19 protein-coding genes are annotated in these 23,385 nt (G+C 66.8%); 4 read left to right on the top strand and 15 right to left on the bottom strand.

Features of this window, described 5'->3' with window-relative positions; all coding sequences use genetic code 11:
* Positions 1-34 precede the first annotated feature (34 nt).
* Positions 35-964: a hypothetical protein gene (locus tag EPO41_RS19130; protein ID WP_296328259.1), complete on the top strand. Its 930-nt coding sequence runs from the start codon at positions 35-37 to the stop codon at positions 962-964.
* Here EPO41_RS19130 and EPO41_RS19125 read toward each other — a convergent pair.
* Positions 947-2,662 (bottom strand): ABC transporter ATP-binding protein/permease, encoded by a 1,716-nt coding sequence (locus EPO41_RS19125; RefSeq protein WP_296328256.1) that lies wholly within the window; start codon positions 2,660-2,662, stop codon positions 947-949. The two genes, EPO41_RS19130 and EPO41_RS19125, sit on opposite strands and share 18 nt — an antisense overlap.
* Positions 2,663-2,743: 81 nt before the next feature.
* Here EPO41_RS19125 and EPO41_RS19120 point away from each other — a divergent pair, with 81 nt between their 5' ends.
* Positions 2,744-4,033, top strand: coding sequence for a transcription antitermination factor NusB (locus tag EPO41_RS19120; RefSeq protein ID WP_296328253.1), 1,290 nt, complete (start codon positions 2,744-2,746; stop codon positions 4,031-4,033).
* Between the two features lie 75 nt (positions 4,034-4,108).
* Here the strand turns inward: EPO41_RS19120 and EPO41_RS19115 are convergent, their stop codons facing one another.
* The 14 genes from EPO41_RS19115 to EPO41_RS19050 all read right to left on the bottom strand — a co-directional run bounded on the left by EPO41_RS19115 (position 4,109) and on the right by EPO41_RS19050 (position 21,451).
* Positions 4,109-5,650, bottom strand: a complete 1,542-nt coding sequence (locus EPO41_RS19115) for an amidohydrolase family protein (RefSeq protein ID WP_296328250.1) — start codon at positions 5,648-5,650, stop codon at positions 4,109-4,111.
* Between the two features lie 33 nt (positions 5,651-5,683).
* Positions 5,684-6,511, bottom strand: a complete 828-nt coding sequence (locus tag EPO41_RS19110) for an ABC transporter ATP-binding protein (protein ID WP_296328247.1) — start codon at positions 6,509-6,511, stop codon at positions 5,684-5,686.
* Positions 6,501-7,436 carry an ABC transporter permease gene (locus tag EPO41_RS19105; protein ID WP_296328245.1) on the bottom strand — a complete coding sequence of 312 codons (936 nt, stop codon included), beginning with the start codon at positions 7,434-7,436 and terminating at the stop codon, positions 6,501-6,503. Before EPO41_RS19105 ends, EPO41_RS19110 begins: the two co-directional genes overlap by 11 nt.
* Positions 7,436-8,518, bottom strand: a complete 1,083-nt coding sequence (locus EPO41_RS19100) for an ABC transporter substrate-binding protein (RefSeq protein WP_296328243.1) — start codon at positions 8,516-8,518, stop codon at positions 7,436-7,438. The genes EPO41_RS19105 and EPO41_RS19100 overlap by 1 nt, the downstream gene beginning before the upstream one ends.
* A gap of 261 nt (positions 8,519-8,779) precedes the next feature.
* Positions 8,780-9,679 carry a DMT family transporter gene (locus EPO41_RS19095; RefSeq protein ID WP_296328239.1) on the bottom strand — a complete coding sequence of 300 codons (900 nt, stop codon included), beginning with the start codon at positions 9,677-9,679 and terminating at the stop codon, positions 8,780-8,782.
* Positions 9,680-9,802: 123 nt separating this feature from the next.
* Positions 9,803-10,954 carry an FUSC family protein gene (locus EPO41_RS19090; RefSeq protein WP_296328237.1) on the bottom strand — a complete coding sequence of 384 codons (1,152 nt, stop codon included), beginning with the start codon at positions 10,952-10,954 and terminating at the stop codon, positions 9,803-9,805.
* The gene (locus EPO41_RS19085) at positions 10,951-12,045 is read right to left on the bottom strand and encodes an HlyD family secretion protein (RefSeq protein ID WP_296328235.1); all 1,095 of its coding nucleotides are present in this window, start codon (positions 12,043-12,045) and stop codon (positions 10,951-10,953) included. The genes EPO41_RS19090 and EPO41_RS19085 overlap by 4 nt, the downstream gene beginning before the upstream one ends.
* 24 nt (positions 12,046-12,069) lie before the next feature.
* The gene (locus EPO41_RS19080) at positions 12,070-14,247 is read right to left on the bottom strand and encodes a hybrid sensor histidine kinase/response regulator (protein ID WP_296328233.1); all 2,178 of its coding nucleotides are present in this window, start codon (positions 14,245-14,247) and stop codon (positions 12,070-12,072) included.
* Between the two features lie 6 nt (positions 14,248-14,253).
* Entirely contained in the window at positions 14,254-14,613 is a 360-nt protein-coding gene (locus EPO41_RS19075) for a response regulator (RefSeq protein WP_296328230.1), read from the bottom strand.
* A gap of 8 nt (positions 14,614-14,621) precedes the next feature.
* Positions 14,622-15,758, bottom strand: a complete 1,137-nt coding sequence (locus tag EPO41_RS19070) for an NADH:flavin oxidoreductase/NADH oxidase (protein ID WP_296328228.1) — start codon at positions 15,756-15,758, stop codon at positions 14,622-14,624.
* Between the two features lie 16 nt (positions 15,759-15,774).
* Positions 15,775-16,704, bottom strand: coding sequence for an NAD(+) diphosphatase (gene nudC / locus EPO41_RS19065; protein ID WP_295142526.1), 930 nt, complete (start codon positions 16,702-16,704; stop codon positions 15,775-15,777).
* A gap of 43 nt (positions 16,705-16,747) precedes the next feature.
* Positions 16,748-19,672 carry an FAD-binding and (Fe-S)-binding domain-containing protein gene (locus EPO41_RS19060; RefSeq protein WP_296328225.1) on the bottom strand — a complete coding sequence of 975 codons (2,925 nt, stop codon included), beginning with the start codon at positions 19,670-19,672 and terminating at the stop codon, positions 16,748-16,750.
* A 91-nt stretch (positions 19,673-19,763) separates the two neighbouring features.
* On the bottom strand, positions 19,764-20,756 hold the full coding sequence (locus EPO41_RS19055; RefSeq protein WP_296328223.1) for a tripartite tricarboxylate transporter substrate binding protein: 993 nt from the start codon (positions 20,754-20,756) through the stop codon (positions 19,764-19,766).
* Positions 20,753-21,451 (bottom strand): GntR family transcriptional regulator, encoded by a 699-nt coding sequence (locus EPO41_RS19050; RefSeq protein ID WP_296328221.1) that lies wholly within the window; start codon positions 21,449-21,451, stop codon positions 20,753-20,755. The genes EPO41_RS19055 and EPO41_RS19050 overlap by 4 nt, the downstream gene beginning before the upstream one ends.
* Positions 21,452-21,517: 66 nt before the next feature.
* On the opposite strand from EPO41_RS19050, the gene EPO41_RS19045 reads away from it, so the two are divergent.
* Positions 21,518-22,714: an aminotransferase class V-fold PLP-dependent enzyme gene (locus EPO41_RS19045; RefSeq protein WP_296328217.1), complete on the top strand. Its 1,197-nt coding sequence runs from the start codon at positions 21,518-21,520 to the stop codon at positions 22,712-22,714.
* A complete protein-coding gene (locus EPO41_RS19040) occupies positions 22,707-23,351 on the top strand; it encodes a glutathione S-transferase family protein (RefSeq protein WP_296328214.1) in 645 nt (214 codons plus the stop codon). Before EPO41_RS19045 ends, EPO41_RS19040 begins: the two co-directional genes overlap by 8 nt.
* The last annotated feature ends 34 nt before the right edge of the window (positions 23,352-23,385 follow it).

Below are 23,385 nucleotides of genomic sequence, written 5' to 3'. Positions count from 1 at the left end.
CTGGCACGCGCGGAAATGACGTAGGCTCTTGGCCATGGACGACACCGCGACAGGCTTCCGCCTTGGCAAGGCCGCCTTCTTCCCCTGGGGCACGCGCTTCGATGCCGTGGTGCGCGACTTCGAGGGGACCAGTTACGCAAGCCGGGCCCTGCCCTGCGGCGAGGCCTATGGCTTCATGACCTGCTCGGCGGAGGCTTCGGCACCGCGGCCCGACCGGCCGGTCCTCACCGTGACCTATGAGCTGGCTGCCACCGTCAATCCCGCCCGGAACCTCTTTGCCCCGCTCGTGATGCGCCTCGGCGCCCCGCAGACGATCCGGCGCGACGAGCTTTCGCCTCATGCAAGCTCGCCCGACCACGTAGTCCTCTACGCCACCTGGAAGACGGCCGACGGCATCCCTATCGGCCTCTCGCTCTACGGTGCGCCGAGGGCCACCCCGTTCGGCGACAGCGCCGGCTCGCTCTACCTGAGCTGGGGCGATCTCGAAGCGGCCGCCGCGCCATGGATGGACGAGTGGCATGCCGCCAACGACGAGGTCGCGCGCGCGGCCCAGTCGCCCGGCAGGATCGAGCGGTTCAACGTCGGCTACGACGTGCGGGCAAGCGACGCGCACGACCCGCTTCGTATCGCCAATCGCTGCCTGAACGCGCCGGAGCTGCTCGATACGCCGCGCCCGATCGCGCACGGTCTGGGCGCCCGGGGCTTCGCCTTGTGGAGCGACGGGACGGGCACGCGCTGGCACCTCTCGACCTCCGCCTGCACGATCGTGCTCGGCCAGCCCGGGACCTCGCTTGTGCGGGTCGCCAGCGTCGAACCGGCGCGCGGCGGCGGCTTCTCGTCCATAGACATCGGCGGCTGGTGGGCGCGCGACGCTTGGAGATCGCGCGCGATCGAGGAGGCCGTCCGCGCCCTGGAGCGCGTGCCGGGCCTCACGATCGAGCGCTCGTCAGGTCACGACGTCTAGCGTTCCCGTCTCGCCCGGCGCCCGCTTCAGGTCGAGGCGTCTCGCATGCCACTCGCGCAGCGACGGGCGGTGGCCGATCGAGACGACGGTCGCCTGCGGCAACCGCTCCTTCAGCACGCCGTACACCGCCGCCTCGTTGGCCTCGTCGAGCGAGGCCGTGGCCTCGTCGAGGAACAGCCAGTCGGGCTTGAAGACCAGCGCCCGCGCGATGGCCAACCGCTGCTGCTCGCCGCCCGACAGGATGTTGCTCCAGTGCGCCTCCTCGTCGAGACGCCCCGTGAGGTGGCCGAGCCGTGCCGCCTGCAGCGCCTGGACGATCTCGGCATCGTTGGCGGTCGAGGTTTCGTCGGGATACTTCACGGCATCGCGCAGGGTGGCGATCGGAATGTAGGGCTTCTGCGGCAGGAACAGGACGCGCGCGCCGGCCGGGATCAGTACACGCCCGTGCCCGAACGGCCAGATGCCGGCCAGCGCCCGGAACAGCGTGCTCTTGCCCGAACCGCTCGACCCGGAGATCAGCGTCCAGGCCCCCTTCGGCAGGGTGAGATCGAGGTCCTTGAGCAGGATCTGGCCGGTAGGCAAAGCGAGATCGAGCCCGCTCGTGCCGACATCGGCCCGACCCGCCTCGGGCGTAACGGCAATGTTCTCGGCCGGCTTCTCGTCGATCGCGGTCTGCAGGCCCCTCAAGCGGTCCATCACCGCCCGCAGCTCGGCCACATTGGTGTAGTTGTCGATGAAGAAGGACAGCGCCGTCTGCACCTGACCGAAGGCCTGGGCCGTCTGCATCACGACGCCCAGGGTGATCGCGCCGGCGAAGAAGCGCGGCGCCGTCACGAGATAGGGGAAGATGATCGCGAGCTGGCCGTAGCCGATCTGGTAGAACACGAGCTGCATCTCGGTCACCAGCACGCGCCAGGCATTGTTGAAGACGTCGGTGAATCGTTCCTCGAGCACCGCGTTCTCGCGCGGCTCGCCGCGATAGAGCGCGATGCCCTCGGCATTCTCGCGCACCCGCATCAGGCCGAAGCGGAAGTTCGCTTCGTAGCGCTGCTGCAGGAAGTTGAGCGGGATCAATCGCCGGCCGACCAGGTTGGCCAGCCAGGTGCCGAGGAAGGCGTAGATCAGCGCCGCCCAGACCATGTAGCCTGGGATCACCATGTCGAGGCCGATGAAGGCCAACGACATCGGCCCCGAGAGCTGCCACAGGATGAACAGGAACGAAATCAGCGTCGCCACCGCGCTGATCAGGCCCAGCAGCAGCGTCATCGTGTAGAAGCCCAGCAGCCGCAGATCCTCGGAGATACGCTGGTCGGCATTGTCGACCTTGCGCTCCAGCTCGATCCGGTAGTAGCCGCGGCCGTCGAGCCAGTGGTCGAGATAGTGACCGGTGAGCCACCGACGCCACCGCAGGCGCAGGTAGGGACTGACCAGCCCGCGCGCCACGCCGAAGGCGATGGCGAGCGCCGCGATCCAACCGAAATTGCCCATCTCGGTCCAGAACGCCGCCTCGTCCTTGTTCTGCAGGCTGTCGTAGAAGCGCCGGTTCCATTCGCTGAAGGCGACGTTGACCGTCACGCTCGCCAGGGTGAGCCCGATCGCGCCCACCAGCAGGACGATGGCGATCCAGCGCTCCTCGGAGCGGAAATAGGGAATGACCAGCCGCCACCAGTCGCCCAGGTAGGAACTCACGCTCTTCATGCAGGAAATCCTTTCGGGCGGCACACTGCCGAGACAGGGCGACGATGACAACGGCGCGTGCGGCGGCTATAGCGCCGCACGATGGACGCCACCCCTCTCGCTTCCCGCCGCGCCGCAGTCGATGTGCTGATGGCCTGCCTCGACAAGGGCCAGCCGCTCGACGATGCGCTGAGCCAGCATCGCGGCTTTGCCGCCCTCGACCCGCGCGACCGCGCCTTCGTGCGCTTGCTGCTTGCCACGACCCTGCGCCACCTGGGCGAAATCGAAGGCGTGCTGTCCGGCCTGATCACCAAGCCGCTGGAGGGCGCCAACGCGGTCGGCCGCCAGGTCCTGCGCCTGGGCGCCGCCCAGCTGATGTTCCTCGGCACGCCGCCTCACGCCGCCGTCGATACCTCGGTGCGCCTGGTCGAGGATGCCGGGCTTCATCATCTGAAGGGCCTGACCAACGCCGTGCTGCGCCGCATCTCGCGCGACGGTGACGAGCTGCTGGTGGACCGCGACCCGGCCCGCCTCAACACGCCGCGCTGGCTGTGGGAGAGCTGGATCCACGCCTATGGCGAGGATGCGACCCGAGCCATCGCTTCGGCGCACCTGAGCGAAGCGCCGCTGGACATCACCGTCCGCCGCGATGCCGATCACTGGGCGGCCCAGCTCGAGGCCGAGACGCTGCCGACCGGGACGCTGCGGCGCAAGAGCGGCGGGCACATCGCCGAGCTGCCGGGCTTCGCCGAGGGGACATGGTGGGTGCAGGATGCCGCCGCCGCCCTGCCCGCGCGGCTGCTGGGCGACGTCACCGACAAGCGCGTCGCCGACCTTTGCGCCGCTCCGGGCGGCAAGACGATGCAGCTCTGCGCCGCGGGCGCGCAGGTGACGGCGGTCGATATTTCCGCCCGCCGCATGACGCGCCTCGGCGAAAACCTCGCGCGCGCCGGCCTCTCTGCCGAACTCGTGACCGCCGATGCCAGCAAGTGGACGCCTGCGGAGAAATTCGACGCCATCCTGCTCGATGCGCCCTGCTCCGGCACCGGCACGCTGCGCCGCCATCCCGACATCGCCTGGCTGAAGGACGAGGAGGACGTCGCCCGGCTGACGGTCACGCAGGACCGCCTGCTGGTGCGCGCCCTCGATATGCTGAAGCCCGGCGGCACCCTCGTCTATGCGGTCTGCTCGCTGCAGGAAGACGAAGGAGTCGAACGCATCAACGGCATCCTCGTCCGCAACCCTCAGGTAAAACGCGTGCGCGTGACGGCCGCGGAACTCCCGGGCCTCGAGGACGCCATCACCCCGCGAGGCGACGTCCGTACCCTGCCCTTCATGTGGGCCGACCGCGGCGGCCTCGACGGGTTCTATATCGCACGCCTGATCTTATAGGAGCGCGCCACTCCAGTGGCGCATCATGATCATGAGCGCCACTGGAGTGGCGCGCTCCCTTGGGGTTACGCCTCCTTAAACCCTCGAGCTCGGGCTGTAGAACGGCTGGTGCTTCGAGGGATCCATGTAGTTCTCATAGAACCTGCGGGCGTGCGGCAGCAGCGCGACCGAGAGCTTGCGGCGCTCGACCTCGTCGTCGGCCAGGGCCTTGCCGAGATCGTCGTGCAGCGCCTTCAGCGCCGCCGTCCGGTCGACCTTGGTGAAGGTGCCGTCCTTGTAGATCACCTCGCCGTCGCACATCGTCATGGTGACAGCCTGCTGCTTGGCGCGCTGCACCACCGCGTCGAGAGTCGGCGTCATCTCGTCGAGATAGGGATAGGCCACGCTCTCCCAGTCGATCAGCACCATGTCGGCGGCCCTGCCGACCTCCAGTGTGCCGATGCTGTCGCCGAACGGCGTCGTCTTCGCGCCGCCGACCGTCGCCATGCGTAGCACCTGCGCCATGGTCGGCACGTCGGCCTCGACCATGCCCGGCACCCGATGGGCGCGCAGGACCAGCTTCAGCTCCTGCAACATGTCGCGGTCGTCGTTGATGCCGGCCTCGTCGAGGCCGATCGCGGTGTTGATGCCCTTCTTCTCGAAATGATTGAGCGCCGCCACGCCCGAACGCAGGCGGAAGTTGGACGAGCAGTTGTGGCAGACGCAGCCCTTGGCCTCGGCCAAGCGGTCGATATCCTTCTCGTTCAGCCACACGCCGTGGCCCAAGGTCAGCCGTTCGTTCACCATGCCGAAGCGGTCGATGTATTCCAGCGCCGTGCAGTTGCCGCGCCGCCAGGCATATTCCTTCTGGTAGGCCGTCTCGAGCAGGTGCATGTGCATCGGCACGTTGTACTTGGCCGACGCTTCGCTGAGCTTCGTCAGCGCCGGATCGGAGCACCAGTGCAGGTTGGCCGGCGCCAGCTGGATCTTCACCCGGCGCTTGTTGTGGTGCTGCGAGTGGAAGGACTTGAACATGTCCATCGCATCGTCCAGGCCCATCTTGAACCGGTCGAACCAGCGCTGCATCGGCCCCTGCAGTTCACTCGGCAGGCTCCTGACGAACTCCTCGTCGGCCTGGTAGACGAGTCGGTTCTGGTCGCGCACGGCGTAGCAGTAGCTGACCCGCATGCCGACATCTTCATAGGCCTTGATGGTCTCTGTCGCGCGCTTCTCGACGTCGGGCAAAGTGCCGGGCATCCAGCCCTGGATGTGCTGCACCGTGGTGATTCCGGAACCGATCATCTCGAAGGCCGAGTAAAGCGTGTCGAGATAGAGGTCGAGGTTGCGGATCACCATGCGGGTGATGAACCAGAGTTCCAACGGCATGTCGGGCGAGCCGAGCTGGACAGGTGTCAGGCCGACATGGTGATGGCCGTTCACAAAGCCGGGCAACAGGATCTCCTTGCCCGTGCCGATCACCGGCACCGTCGGGTGCTTGGCGTGCAGGTCGTCGTAGGCGCCGACGGCGACGATGACACCGTCCTCCTGCAGCACGGCCCCGTCCTTGATCTCGTTCCAGGTGAAACGATCCTTGGTGCCCGTGATGGCGGCGCGGCTGCGGATCAGGCTGGTGGCCATGGTCGGCTTCTCCTTTGTCTGTGGGTCAAGAGATCAAGCGGTGGCGGCGAGCGCTTCCTGTTCGGCGAAGGCGCGGTCGACCTCGTCGCGCAGCAGGTCGGTGAGCCTGATGCGCAGATCCTCCGCCTCGCGCGAGAACAGGTTACGCGGACGCGGCATGTCGATCGGCACGATGGTCTTGATGCGTCCCGGCCGCGAAGTGAAGACGACGACCCGGTCGGCCAGAGCCACCGCCTCGTCGATATGGTGGGTGACGAACAGGACCGATGCGCCGGAATCGCGCCAGACGTCGAGCAGGAAGTCCTGCATGCGGGCCCGCGTCTGGACGTCCAGCGCGGCGAACGGCTCGTCCATCAGCAGAACCTTGGGGCGCATGGCAAGTGCGCGAGCCACGGCGACCCGCTGGCGCATGCCGCCGGACAGCTCGTCGGGCCGCTTGTCCATCGCGGCCTTGAGGCCGACCCGCTGCAACGCCTCGGCGGCGACAGTGCGGCGCTCCTCCTTGCTGGCGCCGCGGATCGACAGGCCGAAGCTCACATTTTCCCACACGGTCAGCCACGGGAAGAGCGAGGTCTCCTGAAAGATCAGGCTGCGCTCCGGCGACGGCATGTCCACGAGGTCGCCGAACGACCAGAGCTTGCCCTCCGTCGCGTCCTCGAGGCCGGCGATCAGGTAGAGCAAGGTGCTCTTGCCGCAGCCGGAGGGACCGAGGAAGACCACGAACTCGCCCGGCGCGACATCGAGGTCGATGCCGGTCAGGGCGTTGTGGGCGCGCCTGGTCCCGGCCGCCCAGGTCTTGCCGACGCCGCGGCACACCACGGCATCCTTGGAAGAAAAGTGCGGGGCGTCTTCAGAGGACACGCAGTCTCTCCACGGTATCGGGCAGCCAGTACAGGATCCGGCGCTGAGCCAGCCGCAGCAGCCAGTCGAAGGTGAAGCCCAGCACGCCGATCACGGCGATGGTGAAGAACACCAGGGAGGGGTTGAAGGTGTTGCGCGCCAGCATGATCACCTGGCCCATGCCGTAGCCGACGCCCGTCGATTCCGCGACCAGCACCACCATCCACGCGCCGAACAGGTTCATGCGCAGCACCTGGAGCATGCCGGGCAGGATGGCGGGCACGATGACGCGCGTGTAGATCTGCGCCTTGGACGCCCCCATGGTGCGCGCCACGTTGATGAGATTGGTGTTGACCGTGTCGATCTGGTTGATGGTCGCCAGCACCATATGGAAGAACAGCGCCACCACCACCATGAAGATCGCCGGCGCATTGCCGATGCCGAACAGGAAAATCGCAACCGGCAGCCAGGCGATCGGCGAGACCGGCGACAGCAGCGTGATGGTGGGCAGCACCAGCCGGTCGAAGAAGCGGTAGTAGCGGATCAGCACACCGACACCGATCGCCAGCACCGAGGCGATGATGAGGCCCACGAACACGCGCGCCGTGGTGGCGGCCCCGGTGATCAGCACCGATTCGAAGGCCGACGGGCCTTCGGCCATCGACTGGCCGACCTGCCAGCGCGTGGCGGTGTTGAAGTAACGACCCTGCTCGCCGATGTTGTCGAGGAAGATATGCGGCGGCGGCAGCAGCTTCTCGTCCGCCCACCCCATCGCCCAGCACAGTTCCCACAGGCCGGCGAACAGGCTGATCGAGAGGCAGGTCCACCAGATCCTGGCCAGCCAGTCGAGCCCGGCCATCGAGGCCAGCAGCCGCGAGGCCGCCGGCGGGCGGGATGCTCCGCCGGCGGTGCCCGAGGAATCGCTGTCGCGCGTGACGACAGCCATCAGGCGGACTTGTACTTGAGCTTGCCGTAGAGGTCGGGATTCTCCTTGATCACCTCCTCCAGCATGGTCCAGTCGATGGCGTCGCGGCCGGGCTTCTTCTTGATGTAGCCCATCTCCATCACGCTGTCGGTGCGCTTCAGGATGAAGTCGGTCTGGCTGCGCGCGTCGACCACCGCGGGCTGCTTGCCCTGGGCGATCTTCGCGTTCTCCATGGACGTCTTGTAGTACTTACCGACCAGTTCCTTCAGCACGGCCTCGGTCTGGGTCTCGGCGTCGAGCTGGGCCTGCATCATGCTCTTGATGATCGCCTTCAGCCCGGCCGGGTTGTCCTTGATCAGGCTCGCTCGTGCCGCGAGCACGCAATCGGTGTAGCCCTTGCCGTAGAGGTCGACGCCGTTGGTCAACATGACCGCGCCCTTGACGTCGGCCACCAGTGCCGAGGCGTAGGGTTCGATGGTGCAGATCCAGTCGAGGGCACCCGCCTTGAAGGCCTCGACGGCCTCGGGTGTGTTGCCCATGTAGCGGACCTTCACGTCCTTGAAGGAGATGTTGTGCTTCTTCAGGTAGTCGTAGGGCATGACCTCCAGCGTATCCATCTGGAAGGTACCAAGCGTCTTGCCCTTGAGCTTCTCCGGCGAGTCGAGGCCGGGCCTCGCCACGATGGCGCAGCCTTCGACGCCGCCGCCGGCCACGATCTTGACCGGCGCGCCCTTGTCGTGGAGCGCCATGAAGCTGGTGTAGGGCATCAGGCCGATATCGACCTGGCCCATGCCGAGGAACGTCACCATCTCGGCCGAGGTCGGCGTGTTGATGAAGACCAGCTCGGTGCCCGCCGCCTTGGCGTATTGCCGCGAATGGGCAAGGAAGAGGTTGAGGTTGCAGAAGCCGCTGCCATGGGTCGACTTGATCCCGGCCGCGGCATGGGCCGGTCCGCCCATCAGCATGCCCGGACCGGCCGCCATGGTGATGGTGCTGATGGCCGCGGCACCCTTCAGGAAACCACGGCGCGACGGCGCGACGGCGCCGGCGAAATTCATCTGGGACAGGGTCGGAAAATGATTACAGCCGATGCGATCACACATGGAGAGCCTCCTCGGGCAGCCGAGATTTTTGAATTGGAACTGCTGGGTTCTGGCGAGTCTGCGACTGACAACTCCTTGTCGGTCGCCTCTCAGCGCGACCGTCCTCAAAGGTGCCGGCACGCCAACCGAGAAGAATCGCGCTAGCGCGATTCTGCGCTGCCATATTTCAAGCAAGGGATATGCCAGCGCGGAGAAGCAGCGGCGATGGCGTGTGCTCGCCGCGCAGCGACGCGGCCTCAGGTCAATTCCTGATCAGGCGCGCTATTTCTTGATCAGCGCCCGATGTCGCTGGCGTTCGATGTGACCGAGATAGAGGCCCGAGCAGATGATCACGCCCGCACCGACCCAGGTCCAGAAGTCGGGAAAATCGCCAAACACGAGATAGCCCAGCAAGGCGGCTCCCAGGAGCTGCACGTAGTTGAAGGGCGCCACGACGGCGGCCGGCGCCTGGCTGTAGGCGATGGTCAGGAAGTAGTGACCGACGCCTGCCATGATGCCCATGCCGGCGAACAGCGCCCAGTGCCAGCCGAAGGCCGGCGTCACCCATTCGAACGGCAGCAGCGGCAGAGCCACCGCAGTGCCCACGATCGTTGCCATGGTGGCGGAGGCATCGGGCCGCTCGGCCTGCCCGTAGCGCCGCGAGAAGAGCTGATAGAGCGAACTCGAGATCGTGCTGCCGACGATCCACAGCGAATGCCATTCGAAGTGGGCGGAGCCCGGCCGCACCACGATGAGGGCACCCACGAAGCCGACCACCACGGCCACCCAGCGCCTGGGACCGACCGGCTCGCCCAGGAACTTCGACGACAGCGCCGTGACGATCAGCGGGCTGGTGAGCGAGATCGAGGCGGCCGACGCCAGCGGCATGTCGACGATGCCGTGAAAGTAGAGATACGAGGACAGGAACAGCAGCAGGCCGCGCACGATCTGGCTCGGCACGTTATGCCACCGGAACAGCGCCAGTCCGGCCCGTGGCAGGAAGATCGCCATCATGAAGACGAAGGCGAAGACGTAGCGGCCCCAGATCACTTCGATGACCGGATAGGTCTGGCTCAGCGTCTTGGACATGGCGTTCAGGACGGAGAAGCACAGGACCGAGAAAATGATCGAGAGAATGGCCCGCAGGATCCGGTCGGTCGGCGGGGGCGCGTCAGCTTTCATCGAGGGTCAAACTAGCGTTCTGCTTCCATCGAGCAAGCGCGTGGGGCGGACAGCCCTGTCCCGGTGGATGCATGGGTCCGTTCCGGCAGATGGCATGGGCCATGAAGATTTCACGGCTGCCTGTCAGGCCTGCTGCTCCGCCTTCAGTTCCTCGTCGCTGGGCCACAGCAGCAGCGACACGATCATCAGAATACCCAAACCACCGGTGATGCCGGCGAAGCGGTCGACGCCCGGCATGATGCTGTCGGGGGGCGCCAGCCCCTGCACCATCGTGACGACGAAGACGAACGCGAACTGCGTGCCGACATAGGGGATACCGTGCCGACCCATCTGAATGTGCATGCCCACCCAGACGACGCCGCCGATCATGGCGAGCCACCAGACGAACGATTCGACCTGGAGCGCGAGGCAGGCCAGTGCGACGATGCCGCCCAGCAGGCAGCCCATGAAACGATGGAACGACTTCTCCGCCACGAGGTGGCGTGTCGTGGTGCCGCCGTCGGCGATCAGCGGCGCGGCCATTACGACGGCGATCGTGACCGCCATCTCGCCCACGTCCGGCAAGTCCGCCATCACCCAGACGATCATCACCGTCACCACGGAGATCGCGGCGCGAAACCCGTGCAGCACCGACGGCCATTGCGCGCCCAGCAGATGCCGCCAGCCCGGCGCCGTCGGCGGCGGCTCGGCATGCCATTCCTGCAGCAGCTTGGCCGTCACCATCGCACACGATACCCCGACCGCCACGTCGAGCGTGCGGTAACAGGCGATCTCGAACGCCTGGGTCGGGTCGTTCAGGCTCATCAGCAGCACGAGGCTGGAGGTAATCGCCATGAAGAGCCAGGCGAGCCCATGCGGGCTCACCTGCACCGCGATGACTCCGGCCATGGTCGCGCAGCCCAGGAACAGGCACAGCGCCACCTGGTCGTAGGGCAGCCAGCGCGCCATGATGAAGCCCAGCACGGCGCCCACGATCGTGCCGCTGAGCCGCAACAGGCCGCGTCGCACCGAGCCGGCACCGGTCGACATCAGGGACATGTAGCCGCTGATTGCCGCCCACCACGGCGCATCAAGCTGCATCGCCAACGCCACCACGGTCGTGAGAACCACAGAGACGGCTGCGACGGTCCCCATCCGTGACTGCGCCGGCCGGCTGCCGATGTCGGCCAGCTCGCGCCAGAAGCCGGTCAGCGTCCGGTCGAAAAGCCGCGCACCTTCAAGGACATCCTCGACGACCGCCCGGCCATAGCGCCCGATCCCCGGAGCCCAGCTCACGGGAAGATCACGGTGCGCGCATCGGCGCCCATATAGAGCTTGAAGCCGGGCGGCAGGTCCTCCAGCACGATCGTCACCGGGATGCGGCGCTGAAGGCGGATCCAGTCCGTCGTCGGCGCGACATAGGGCAGGAGCTTGTCGATACCGGGATTGCGGCTGAAGCCACGGGCGATACCGGTGATCCTGCCCTTGTGGAAGCGCCACGGCGCGCTGTCGAGCCAGACCCAGGCAGTGTCGCCGACCTTCAAGTCGCGAATGTAGTATTGCTTGTAGTTGGCCATGATGCGCCATGCATCGGAATCGACGATTCCGACGTTCGGCACGCCGGTCGTGGCCATGTCGCCCATTCGGATGGTGAGGTTGGTGATCGCCCCGTTGTTGGGCGCGTGAACCACCGTGCGATCGAGGTTCCACTGCGCAGATGCCAGCTGCGCCTTCGCAAGTTCCAGCGCCGCCTGATGAGCGCCGATGTCGGTCTCTGCCTTGGCGATCGCGACCGTCGAGATCTTCATCTCCGCCTGCGACCGGCGCAGTTCGTCGTTGGCCCTGTCGAGTTCTGCGATCGGGGCAAATTCACGCTTGGCGAGATCGGAAAACCGGCTCTGCTCCTGGACGGCGTAGGTATGGGCCGACGTCGAGACCTGCAGGGCCGCCTGGGCCAGCGCCAGTTCCTCCTGCGCGACCTTGAGCTGGGCCGCGGCACGATCGATCTGCGCCTTCCACTGATTGACCACCAGTTGGAACGGCTCCGGATCGATGGTGTACAGCTTGTCGCCGATCTTGACGTCCTGGTTGTCGACGACGTGGACTTCGATGATCTGCCCCGTCACCTGGGGCGCCACCGCCACCAGGTCGGAGCGGACATAGGCGTCGTCGGTAAAGGCAACGAAATAGGTGACGACCTCGTAGAGGAGGAACAGGCCGAGGATCGTGCCACCGACCGTGAGCAGGCGATGAAGCCGGCTGGTCTCCCGGGCCGGCCGCGCGGATGGGGCGGTCGCAGCCGCCGGCGAGGGCACGGGTACGGGCGCGGCCGCCGCAGGCACAGATTCCGGCGGCGTCTGCGAGGGCTGGGTCACGTCGGGCGGCATGCGCCGAAATTACCCTGCGCCGGGCTAGAAGCCCATGCCCTTGATCTTGGCTGCAAGGGCCGACACCGAGAAGGGCTTGCCGAGGAAATTCACACCGGCGTCGATGACGCCATGATGGACAATCGCATTGGCGGTATAGCCCGTCGTGTAGAGGACCTTGAGGTCGGGCCGGCGCGCCTGGGCGGCGGCTGCGAGCTGACGGCCGTTCATGCCGCCGGGCAGGCCGACGTCGGTGAACAGCAGCTGGATGTCGCCCTGCTTCTCCAGCAGGCGCAGCGCCTGCTCACCATCGCCCGCCTGATGGACCGTGCAGCCGCATTCGCGGCAGGCCGCCACCGCAAATTCACGCACGACCGGGTCATCCTCGACCACCAGCACAACCGGCCCCGCGCCCGCCGCGACGCCGACCATGGGGGCCAGCTCAGGCGCGGTGGCGGCCTCCGCGTGGGCACGCGGCAGATAGATCTTCACCGTCGAGCCGTGGCCCAGCTCGCTGTAGATCTTGAGATGGCCGCCGATCTGCTTGACGTAGCCGTAGGTCATGCTGAGGCCAAGCCCGGTGCCCTGGCCGCGCTCCTTGGTCGTGAAGAACGGCTCGAAGGCGCGCGCGATCGTCTGCTGGTCCATGCCCGTGCCGGTGTCGGACACCGCGATCATCACGAACTGGCCCGGCGTGACCTCGGCGTTGGCCGCGGCATAGGCATCGTCGAGATGGGCATTGGCCGTTTCGATCGTGAGCGTCCCGCCGCCCGGCATGGCATCGCGCGCGTTGATCGCCAGATTGAGGATCGCCGCCTCGAGCTGCGCCGGGTCCGCCGTCGCCCGCCACAGGCCACCGCTCAACACCGTTTCGATCTGCACAGTCTCGCCCAGGGTGCGGCGCAGCAGTTCCGACATGCCGGAAACAAGCCGGTTGGCGTCGACCGCCTCGATCTGCAGGGGCTGCTGGCGAGCGAAGGCCAGCATCCTCTGCGTGAGAGTTGCCGCCCGCGACACGCCGGTCCGGGCGAGTTCGAGGAAGCGCACGACATCGGGCGCCGGCTGCGGCACGCGGCGGCCGACCATCTCGATCGCGCCGCCGATGCCGGTGAGCAGATTGTTGAAATCGTGGGCGATGCCGGCCGTGAGCTGGCCGACCGCGGTCATCTTCTGCGACTGGCGGAGGCTCTCTTCCACGGTCGCGCGCCGGATCTGTTCCTCGCGCAGCCGGTCGAGCGTCTCGGCCTGGCTCGCGGCCCGGCGAGAAGCGAGCAGCGCCAGCGCGAACAGCGCCAGGGTGGCCGGCAGGCCGAACAGCAGATGCGTTGCCATTCGATGCATCCAGGCCTCACGCACCGAGTCGCTGGCGACGCCCACGGCTACATAAATGGGCAGGTCGGGCAACTTGCGGTACGCGACCGTCCGGGCGACGCCATCGAAGCTGCCCCTGGATGTGCTGTAAGACCCGGCCTCCGGATGCGCGGCGATCGCCTGCATGAAACTGGACTCGCGATCGAGCCGCGTGTTCGTGCCGGGGGAAGCGGGGTACCGGGCCAGCAGCTCGCCATCGGCCCGCAGGAGCGACGTCGTGTAATTGTCCGTTCCCGCCGCCTGTTCGAACAGCTTGTTGAAATAGGTTGGCGGTATGGCCACGAGGACGACGCCATCGAAGCTGCCATCCGCCCGCTGTCGCGGCTCGCTGTATTGAAATATGTCGGAGCCCTTGATCCGGCTGCGGAAGGTCTCACTGACGTAATGCAGCTCCCGGCCGTCACGATGGGCGATGAAGTAGGGCCGGTCTGCGGCCGAGACGTTGGCCGGCATGGGAAAAACGTTTGCGGCGACGAGTGGACGGCCCTCCTTGTCGAGAATGAACACGTCCTCGACCTGCGGAAGCTTGCGAACGAGGTACTGGAGCTGCTCGTGCAGCCTAGCCTCGTGTTGCCGAATCTCGGAGTCGTTGAAATCGTCGATGAGGCCGAGCGCGTTGCTCACGACGAGCTGCTGCGTCTCGAAGGTGGCGCGGGCACCGACATAGAGAAGATCGAGAGTGCGGGCCAGCCGTTGCTCGAATTGCCTTTGCGTCTCGCCGTACGCCAGCCAGCTCGCCCCGATGAACAGCAGGACCGGCACGATGACGGTTGCAGCCAGAAGAACGAACGACGCATCCGCCGCCGTCGTGCCGCGAAGCGTCCAGGTCTGGAGTTTCAGGAGCCGCCGCACGTGCGCCTAGGGACCTTTCCGGATGAGCGAGACCACGAAGTTCGATAGCTCCGCCGCACTGTAGGGCTTGGGAAACGAGTGCGTCTTGATGCTGGCCGACAATGCGTTCGGCTCAGACGCGCCGGAGCATCGGATGATCGGAACGTCCGGCCGGTGACGCGCGGCAGCCTCGATCACCTTCTCGCCCGACATGTCGGGCAGGCCGATATCAACGATGATCGCCCCGATCGGCCTGTCGCCTTCGATGACCTCGAGAGCTTCGCGGCCGGTGGACGCCTCGATGCACTCGACGCCGACATCGCCTAGTGCGTCGACCAGGACGGCGCGGATCAGGAACTCGTCTTCAGCCAGTAACACGCTCGGCATGCACAGCCCTATTCTGCCGCCCTGACCATGGCGGCCTGAGGCTTGAACGGCAGGATGGTTGTCGCGCGCGCCACGGGCAACGGCAAGGGTGGGGTTTCCACGCCCAGCGTCCGCGCCGCATTCCACGCCCAGCGCGGGTCGAGCAGGAACGGTCGGGCATGTGCCGTGCAGTCGGCCTCGCCCGACGCGATGATCTTTTCCGCCTGCTCCGGCTCGGTGATGAGACCGACCGCCCAGGTCTTGATGCCGGCTTCCTTCCGCACACGAGCGGAGAAACCCACGTGATAGCCGGGCGCGACCGCGATCTTCTGGCCCGGCGCATTGCCGCCGGAGCTGACATCGACGAAGTCGCACCCGAGCGCCTTGAGCTGGCGGGCGGTCTCGACCGTGTCCTCGATGGTGATCCCGCCATCGACCCACTCGACTGCCGACAGCCGCATGCCCAGCGCCTTCTCGGCGGGCCACATCTTGCGTACGGCTTCGAACACTTCGAGAGGAAAGCGGCGGCGCTTCTCGGCGGTCCCGCCGTATTCGTCGGTGCGATGATTGCTGACCGGCGACAGGAACTGGTTGAGACAGTAGCCGTGCGCGCCGTGCAGTTCGACAACGTCGAAACCCAGCCGAAGGCTGCGCTCGGCAGCGGAGACGAAGGCCTGCTTCACGCGCTTCAGGCCGACCGCGTCGAGCGCCACCGGCGTGTGCCAATTCTTCTCCGCATCGTAAGGCAGCGCCGAGGGACCATAGGTCGTCCAGGGAAGATCCGGCGCATCGGCCTGCGTCAGCGGCCCACCGCCCTTCCACGGACGCTGAGCCGACGCCTTGCGGCCGGCATGGGCGAGCTGCACGCCGAGCTTGACGCCCGGCATCCAGCCGCGGACCCAGTCGATGACGGGCTTCAGCGCCGCCTCGTTCTCGTCGCTGTAGAGGCCGAGGCAGCCCTGCGTGATGCGGCCTTCGCGCTCGACATGGGTGGCCTCGAGGCAGAGCAGCCCCGCGCCGGACATGGCGAGCATTCCGTAGTGGACCTGATGCCAGGGCTGGGCGCTGCCGTCGACAGCCGAGTACTGGCACATCGGCGAAACGACGATCCGGTTGGGCAGCGTTACGCCGCCGAGCTCGACAGGGGTGAAGAGTTGGGCGGTCATGGGGCTCCTGGAATAATCAGCCGTTGATCGAAGGTCCGGCCTCGTGGCCCAGCCATTCCTCGATCAGGCGGCGGGCGATCGAATCGCGACGCGGCATGAAGAAGGAACCGTCCTTCGGGAGATTTTCGGTCCGCAACTCCTCGCGGCTCATCCAGCGCGCGCTCTCGAGCTCGGATTCGTTGACGCTGAAGTCCATCGATTCGGCCTCGGCATGAAAGCCGATCATCACCGACGCGGGGAACGGCCAGGGCTGGGACGAGCGATAGATGACGTCCTTCACCTTGACCTTCACTTCCTCGTAGACCTCGCGGGCGACCGCATCCTCGAAGCTCTCGCCCGGCTCGACGAAGCCCGCCAGGGTCGAATGCATGCCACGCGGGAAATGCTTGCCGCGGCCCAGCAGGCACTTGTCGCCGTGATGGACCAGCATGATCACCGCCGGATCGGTGCGCGGGAAGGTCTCGGTCTTGCAGTTCTCGTTGGTGCACATGCGCACGTGTCCGCCGCGCGTCACCTTGGTGGTGGCACCGCAGACGCCGCAATAGCGATGGCGGCGATGCCAATAGGTCATGCCGCGCGCATAGGCGAGGATGGAGCCCTCGCGCGCGAACAGCAGCGGACCCACCTGGCGCAGGTCGACGAACTCGCCCAGATCCTTGAGCGGCACATCCTTGCCGGTGACGTCGACGGCGAAGTAGGGCGTGCCCTCGACATAGCCGAGGAAAATCTGGACGTCGCTCGAATTGGCGACCGCGCGCCCCATCATGCCCTGCAGGAACACGGCCTCCGGGTTGCCGCCGGTTTTCACCAGGTTCTTTTCGGTGTCGATCGGCACGAAGCGGGCGGCCCCCGAGGAGGCCAGTTCGATCATCCGTTCGTCGTCCTCGCGCTCATGGCTGGCGCGGTCGATTTCGGCGCTGGAATAGGGATTTCTTGGATTTCTCATAGGCCGCGGACCGTGCCACAGGGCCGCCGCCACCGCAATTGGCTCACACGAGCGCGCGCTCCAGCACCTGCGCCACGTGTATCGCCTGTCGGTCGGTCCCGTCGGCGATCTGATGCCGGCAGGAGGTACCGTCGGCCACGACCAGCGTTGCGGCGTCGGCCTTGCGCACCGCCGGCAGCAGCGAGAGCTCGGCCATGGCGATCGACGTCTCGTAGTGCTCGGCCTCATAGCCGAAGCTGCCGGCCATGCCGCAGCAGCTCGATTCGATCGGCGTCACGGCGAGGTCGGGAACGAGCGCGAGCACTTCCTGGACCGCGCTCATCGCGCCGAAGGCCTTCTGATGGCAGTGACCGTGCAGCAGCGCCTTCTTCTCCGACAGCGGCCTGAGCTGCAGGTCGAGACGTCCCGCCTTCTTCTCCCGCGCGAGGAATTCCTCGAACAGCATGGCATGGGCCGCGACTTCCTCGGCACCTTCGCCGAGGCCCAATGCCAGGAACTCGTCGCGCAGGGTGAACAGGCAGGACGGTTCGAGGCCGATGATGGGCACGCCCTTCTGCGCGAACGGCCGCAATGCGTTCAGGGTGCGCAGCGCCTCGCCCCTCGCCCGCTCCACCTGGCCGGTCGCCAGATAGGTTCGGCCGCAGCACAGCGCCGGTGCGCCCAGGGTCGGCCAGGCCACTGCCACGCGGTGGCCGGCCGCGGTCAGCACCCGCCGGGCGGCGTGCAGGATCCCGGGCTCGAAATTGTTCGAGAAGGTGTCGGCGAAGATCACCACCGTGGCGTCGGCATCGTCGACCTCGGTGGTCGAGAGGAACGTGTCGCCACGCCACTGCGGCAGACGGCGCTGCTTGGCGAAGCCCAGGTAGGACTGCACGAACCAGGCGGCATTGAACAGCCAGGGCATGCGGCGGGCCCACGGCGCCATCGACGGCGTGGCACCGATCAGCCGGTCGCGCCAGCTCAGGCCCTTGGCCATGCGGCGCGCCGACTTCACCTCGATCTTCATGCGCGCCATGTCGACACCGGTCGGACAGTCGCGCTTGCAGCCCTTGCAGCTGACACAAAGGTCCATCGCCGCCGCGACCGCGTCGGAACGCAACCCTTCGGATCCAAGCTGGCCGGACAGCGCCAGGCGAAGCGTATTGGCGCGGCCACGCGTCAGGTGCTTCTCGTCGCGCGTCACGCGGAAGGACGGGCACATCGTGCCGGCATCGAACTTCCGGCAGTGCCCGTTGTTGTTGCACATCTCCGCGGCCTTCGCGAAGCCGCCGGCGAGGTCGCCGCCGGAGCCGGGAGCGGTCGAGATCTCGGTGACCGGGTCGGTCTGGACGTTCCAGGCCGACCAGTCGAGGGCCGGCTCGTACTTGATCGATTCGTAGCCCGGCTTGAAGCGGAACAGCGAGCGGTCGTCCATACGCGAAGGCCGCACGATCTTGCCCGGGTTCAGCATGTTCTCGGGGTCGAACAGGTCCTTCACCGTCTCGAACGCCTTGGTCAGGCGCGGCCCGAACTGCCACGCCACCCACTCCGAGCGCACGAGTCCGTCGCCATGCTCACCCGAGAAGGCGCCCTTGTATTCGCGCACCAGCGCCGAGGCCTCCTCGGCGATCGCCCGCATCTTCTCCGCGCCGTCGCGGCGCATGTCGAGGATCGGCCGCACATGCAGCGTGCCGACCGAGGCGTGCGCGTACCAGGTGCCGCGCGTGCCGTGCTTGCCGAACACGTCGGTCAGGCGCTGCGTGTAGTCGGCGAGATGCTCGAGCGGCACGGCGCAATCCTCGATGAAGGAGACGGGCTTACCGTCGCCCTTCATCGACATCATGATGTTGAGGCCGGCCTTGCGGACCTCCCACAGTTCCGACTGCGGTTTCGGCTCCGGCATCTCCACGACGCTGTCCGGCATGCCGAGATCGGCCATCAGCTCGACGAGGCGCGCGAGGTCGCGCAGCTGGTCCTCGCGCTCCTCGCCCGCGAACTCGACCAGCAGGATCGCCTCGGGCCGGCCGATCAGCGCCCGCTCGATCACCGGCCGGAAGGCGGGATTGGCGCGCGCCAGCTCGATCATCGTGCGGTCGACCAGCTCCACGGCGGCCGGCTTCAGCTTCACGATGTGCTGGGCGCTGTCCATCGCCTTGTAGAAACTGGGGAAGTTCACGACACCCAGCGTCTTGTGCTTGGGCAGCGGCGCCAGGTTGAGCGTGAGGCGCTCCGTCACCGCGAGCGTTCCCTCGCTGCCGACCAGCAGATGCGCGAGGTTGACCGAATTGTCGGTCGTGTAGGGCCGCTCCGACTGCGGGAAGAAGATATCGAGATTGTACCCGCCGACCCGGCGCAACACGTGCGGATACATGCGCTCGATCTCGGCGCGCTCGGCGAAGGCCAGTTCCGCCACCTTGTCGGCGATGGCGCGCACGCCGGCGGGCATGTCCTCCGGCCGCGTCGACCCGAAACGCGCCCGCTGGCCGTTGGCCAGCAGCGCATCGATCGAGGCGACGTTGTGCACCATGTTGCCGTATCGGATCGAGCGCGAGCCGCAGGAATTGTTGCCGGCCATGCCGCCGAGGGTGCATTGCGCGGACGTCGAAACGTCGACCGGATACCAGAGCCCGTGCGGCTTCAGCCAGGCGTTGAGATGGTCGAGCACGATGCCGGGCTGGACCGTCACCTGCCGCTTGGTCTTGTCGAAGCCCACCACGTCGCGCAGGTGCTTCGAACAGTCGATGACCAGCGCCTCGCCCACGGTCTGGCCGCACTGCGACGTGCCGGCCCCGCGCGGCAGGATCGCCGCCTTGGCATCGCGCGCCACGTCCACCGCGAGCGCCAGGTCGGCCTCGTCCCGCGGCACCACCACACCCACCGGCTCGATCTGGTAGATCGAGGCATCGGTCGAGTATCGCCCGCGCGAGGGCCTGTCGAACAGGACCTCGCCCTTGAGGCTGCGCCGCAGATTCTGTTCGAGCTTGCTCATGTCCGATGAACCCTAAAGCGCCTCTCTGCGATACGCAGACAAAGAGAACGTTGTGAATGAAAGCGGGCTCATCGGCGAACCATCCCCATCCTCAGTCGAGCTTGACCCCGGCCGCGTTGACGACCTTCTGCCACTTCTCGATCTCGGTGCGGATGCGCTTGGCGAACTCCGCCTGCGACTCGCCGCCGGTCTGGGCCAGCTGTTCCTTCCAGATGGCCTGCAGCTTGGGCGACTTGAGCGCCTTAACGACCTCGTCGTACATGCGCTTTACGATGGGCTCCGGCGTGCCCTTGATGGCCCACAGCCCGTACCAGGTAGAGACGATCCAGGCCGGCACGCCGATCTCGGCCGCGGTCGGCATGTCGGGGAACTCCGGCACGCGCTCGGTGGTCGCCACCGCCAGGCCGCGCAGCTTGCCCGCCTTGATCTGCTGCGCCGACGTGCCCATGCCGTCGAACATCATGTCGGCGTTGCCGGCGAGCAGGTCTTGCATCGCGGGGCCCGCGCCGCGATAGGGCACGTGGACGATCTCGGTCTTGGTTTCGAGCTTGAACAGCTCGCCTGCCAGGTGGTGAGCCGTACCGGCGCCGGCCGAGGCATAGTTCACCTTGTTGGGATTGGCCTTCAGATAGGCGATGAACTCGGCCGCGGTCTTGGCCGGGATCTTGTTCGGATTGATCGAGATGACCTGCGGCACCAGCGCGATCATGGTGATCGGCTCGAAGTTCTTCTCGAGGTCGTAGTCGAGGTTCTTGTAGACCGACGGGGCGATCGTGTGATGGATCGCGCCCACGAAGAAGGTCTGGCCGTCGGGCTTCATCTTGGCCGCCTGCGAGGCGCCGACCGTGCCGCCCGCGCCGCCCTTGTTGTCGATCAGGATCTGCACACCGAGCTGCTCGCCCACCTGCGCCGCCAGCGGACGGGCGAAGACGTCGGTGCCGCCGCCGGCCGGGAACGGGTTGACCCAGGTGATCGGGCCGTTCGGCCAGCCCTGCTGGGCACGGGCCACGGCCGGCGCGGCCAGGGTGGCGGCGAGGCCGAGCTTCAGGGCCTTGCGGCGCGAGGTCGAGAAATTCGAAGTCATGGCTGTCTTCCTCCCAGAAGGTTCTTGTCGTCTCGGTTGTCCATTGAATCGAGGACAGCCTGCTGTTTGGCTCGCAGGTGCCCCACGAGCAGGTCACGTAGCGCAGCGCCGTCCCGGGCGGCAAGCGCTTCGATCATGGAACGATGTTCGGAGACGGCCTGATCCCACTTGGCCGGATTGAGGTTGGATCGGAACCTGAGGGCATGCAGCCTTGCGTTGAGCGTGCGGTAGGTCTGTTCGAGCACCGCGTTGCCCGCGAGGGTGTTCAGCCGGTCGTGGATCAGGCGGTTGATGCGGTAATAGGCTGGCAGGTCGTGGGTGGCATGGGCGGCCTCCATCTGGACCTGCAGTGCGCGCAGATCGGCGACATCGGCATCGGTCACCCGCTTCACCGCCAGTTCACCCGCCAGCCCTTCGAGTGCGCCCATCACCTCGAAGGCACCGCGCACGTCCTCGCGCGACAGCGCCACGACCTGGGCGCCCCGGTTGGGCAATTGCACCAGCAGGCCGTCGGCGGCGAGCATGCGGAAGGCCTCCCGCAACGGAGTGCGCGAGACGCCCAGCCGTTCGCTGAGCTCGCGCTCGTTCAGCTTGGCGCCGGGCGCCAGCTCGCCCTCGATGATGAGGGTGCGCAGACGCTCGGCCGCCGCCTCGGGCAGCGTCGAACGTGCGATCGGGAAGGTCGAACCATCCATGTCTCTGGACTCACTCTGGCATATTGTATACAAAATGCAAGAGCAAAGCCGAAAGGGGCCTCTGTCATGCGCCTGAACTCACATCCCGCCGGACGCCATTTCCTGCAAATTCCCGGTCCGACCAACGTGCCGGACCGCGTTCTTCGCGCGATGGATTATCCGACGATCGATCACCGGGGTCCCGAATTCAACGCGCTGGCCAAGAAGGTCCTCCGCTCCGTGAGGCAGGTTTTCCAGACGAAACAACCGGTTATCGTCTATCCCGCATCCGGAACCGGAGCCTGGGAAGCGGCCCTCGTGAACACCCTCTCGCCTGGCGACCTGGTGCTGATGTGGGAAACCGGCCACTTCGCCTCTCTCTGGAAGAAGATGGCTGACAAGCTTGGAATCAAATCGGAATTCATGGGCGGCGACTGGCGCAAGCCCGCCGATCCCGCGGCCATCGAGAAGCGCCTGAAGGAGGATACCGGCCACACCATCAAGGCGGTCTGCATCGTCCACAACGAGACCTCCACGGGCGTGGTGAGCGATATCTCAGCCGTCCGGCGCGCCATCGACGCGGCGAAGCACCCGGCCCTCCTCCTCGTCGACACGATCTCCTCGCTGGGGTCTATCGACTATCGTCATGACGCCTGGGGCGTCGACGTAACGGTGGCCGGCTCGCAGAAGGGCCTGATGCTGCCGCCCGGCCTGTCCTTCAACGCGCTGAGCGAGAAGGCGATCGAAGCCTCCAAGGCCTCGAAGATGGTCAAGGCGTTCTGGAACTGGGACGAGATGCTGGCGGCCAACGCCAACGGCTGGTTCCCCTACACGCCCGCCACCAACCTGCTCTACGGCCTCAACGAGGCCTGCGACATGCTGCTGGAGGAAGGGCTGGACGCGGTGTTCGCCCGCCACGCCCGTCACGCCGAGGCGACGCGCACGGCCGTGAATGCCTGGGGCCTGGAAATCCTGTGCAGCGATCCCAAGGCCTATTCGGGTTCGCTGACCGCGATCGTGATGCCCGAAGGCCATGACGCCGACGCTTTCCGCAAGGTCGTGCTGGAGAACTTCAACATGTCGCTCGGCCAGGGCCTCACCAAGGTCGCGGGCAAGGTCTTCCGCATCGGCCATCTCGGCGACTTCAACGACCTGATGCTGATGGGCACCCTCTCCGGCGTCGAGATGGCGCTCGGCCTCGCCAAGGTGCCGCACAAGGCGGGCGGCGCCCAGGCAGCTCTCACCTATCTGCGCGACACCGCGCCGGGCGCCCGTAATGCCTGACAGGATGCGCCTCTACGTCACGCCGGCCTCGCCCTGGGTCCGGCGCGTCCGGATCTGCATCGACGAACTCGGGATCGGCGACCGCTTCGACTATGTGCAGACGAAGTGGCCGCATGCCTGGGGTACGCGGACCGTCGAGATGCCCGCAGACTTCGTGGCCGCGACGCCGGTCGTGCGCATCCCCGCGCTCGTCGCCGGCGACGTCACGCTGACCGACTCCCATTCGATCATCGACTATCTCGACGGCAAGTTCGGCAACCATCGCCTGCTCGCGGCGGACGGGCCCGAGCGGTGGCACGCGCTGGAGATCAACGCGCTCGCCTGCGCCATCCTCGAGGCGCAGATCATGCGCCGCGCCGAACTGCTGCGTACCGGTGCCGACCGCTCCGACGACTTCATCGCCAAGATGCGCGACCGCGGCCTGCGCTGCTTCGCGGCCCTGGAAAAGAAGGTGCCGTCGTTCGGCGATGCCTTCGACCTGGCGCAGATCACGACCGCCGTCGCCTGCGGCTACGACGAATGGCGCTACGGGCCGGGCTGGCGCGAGGCGGCGCCGACGCTCGCCACCTGGTACGACACCGTCGCACAGCGCCCCTCGATGAAGGCGACCGAACCGGCCGAGACGCCGCAGCGCTAACCTGGAGTCATTTCCTTCCCCTTTGCGGGGTCCG

The organism is Reyranella sp. (genome assembly GCF_004297265.1).
In the GTDB taxonomy this organism is placed as follows: domain Bacteria; phylum Pseudomonadota; class Alphaproteobacteria; order Reyranellales; family Reyranellaceae; genus Reyranella.
This window is presented reverse-complemented; position numbering and strand designations above follow the sequence as displayed.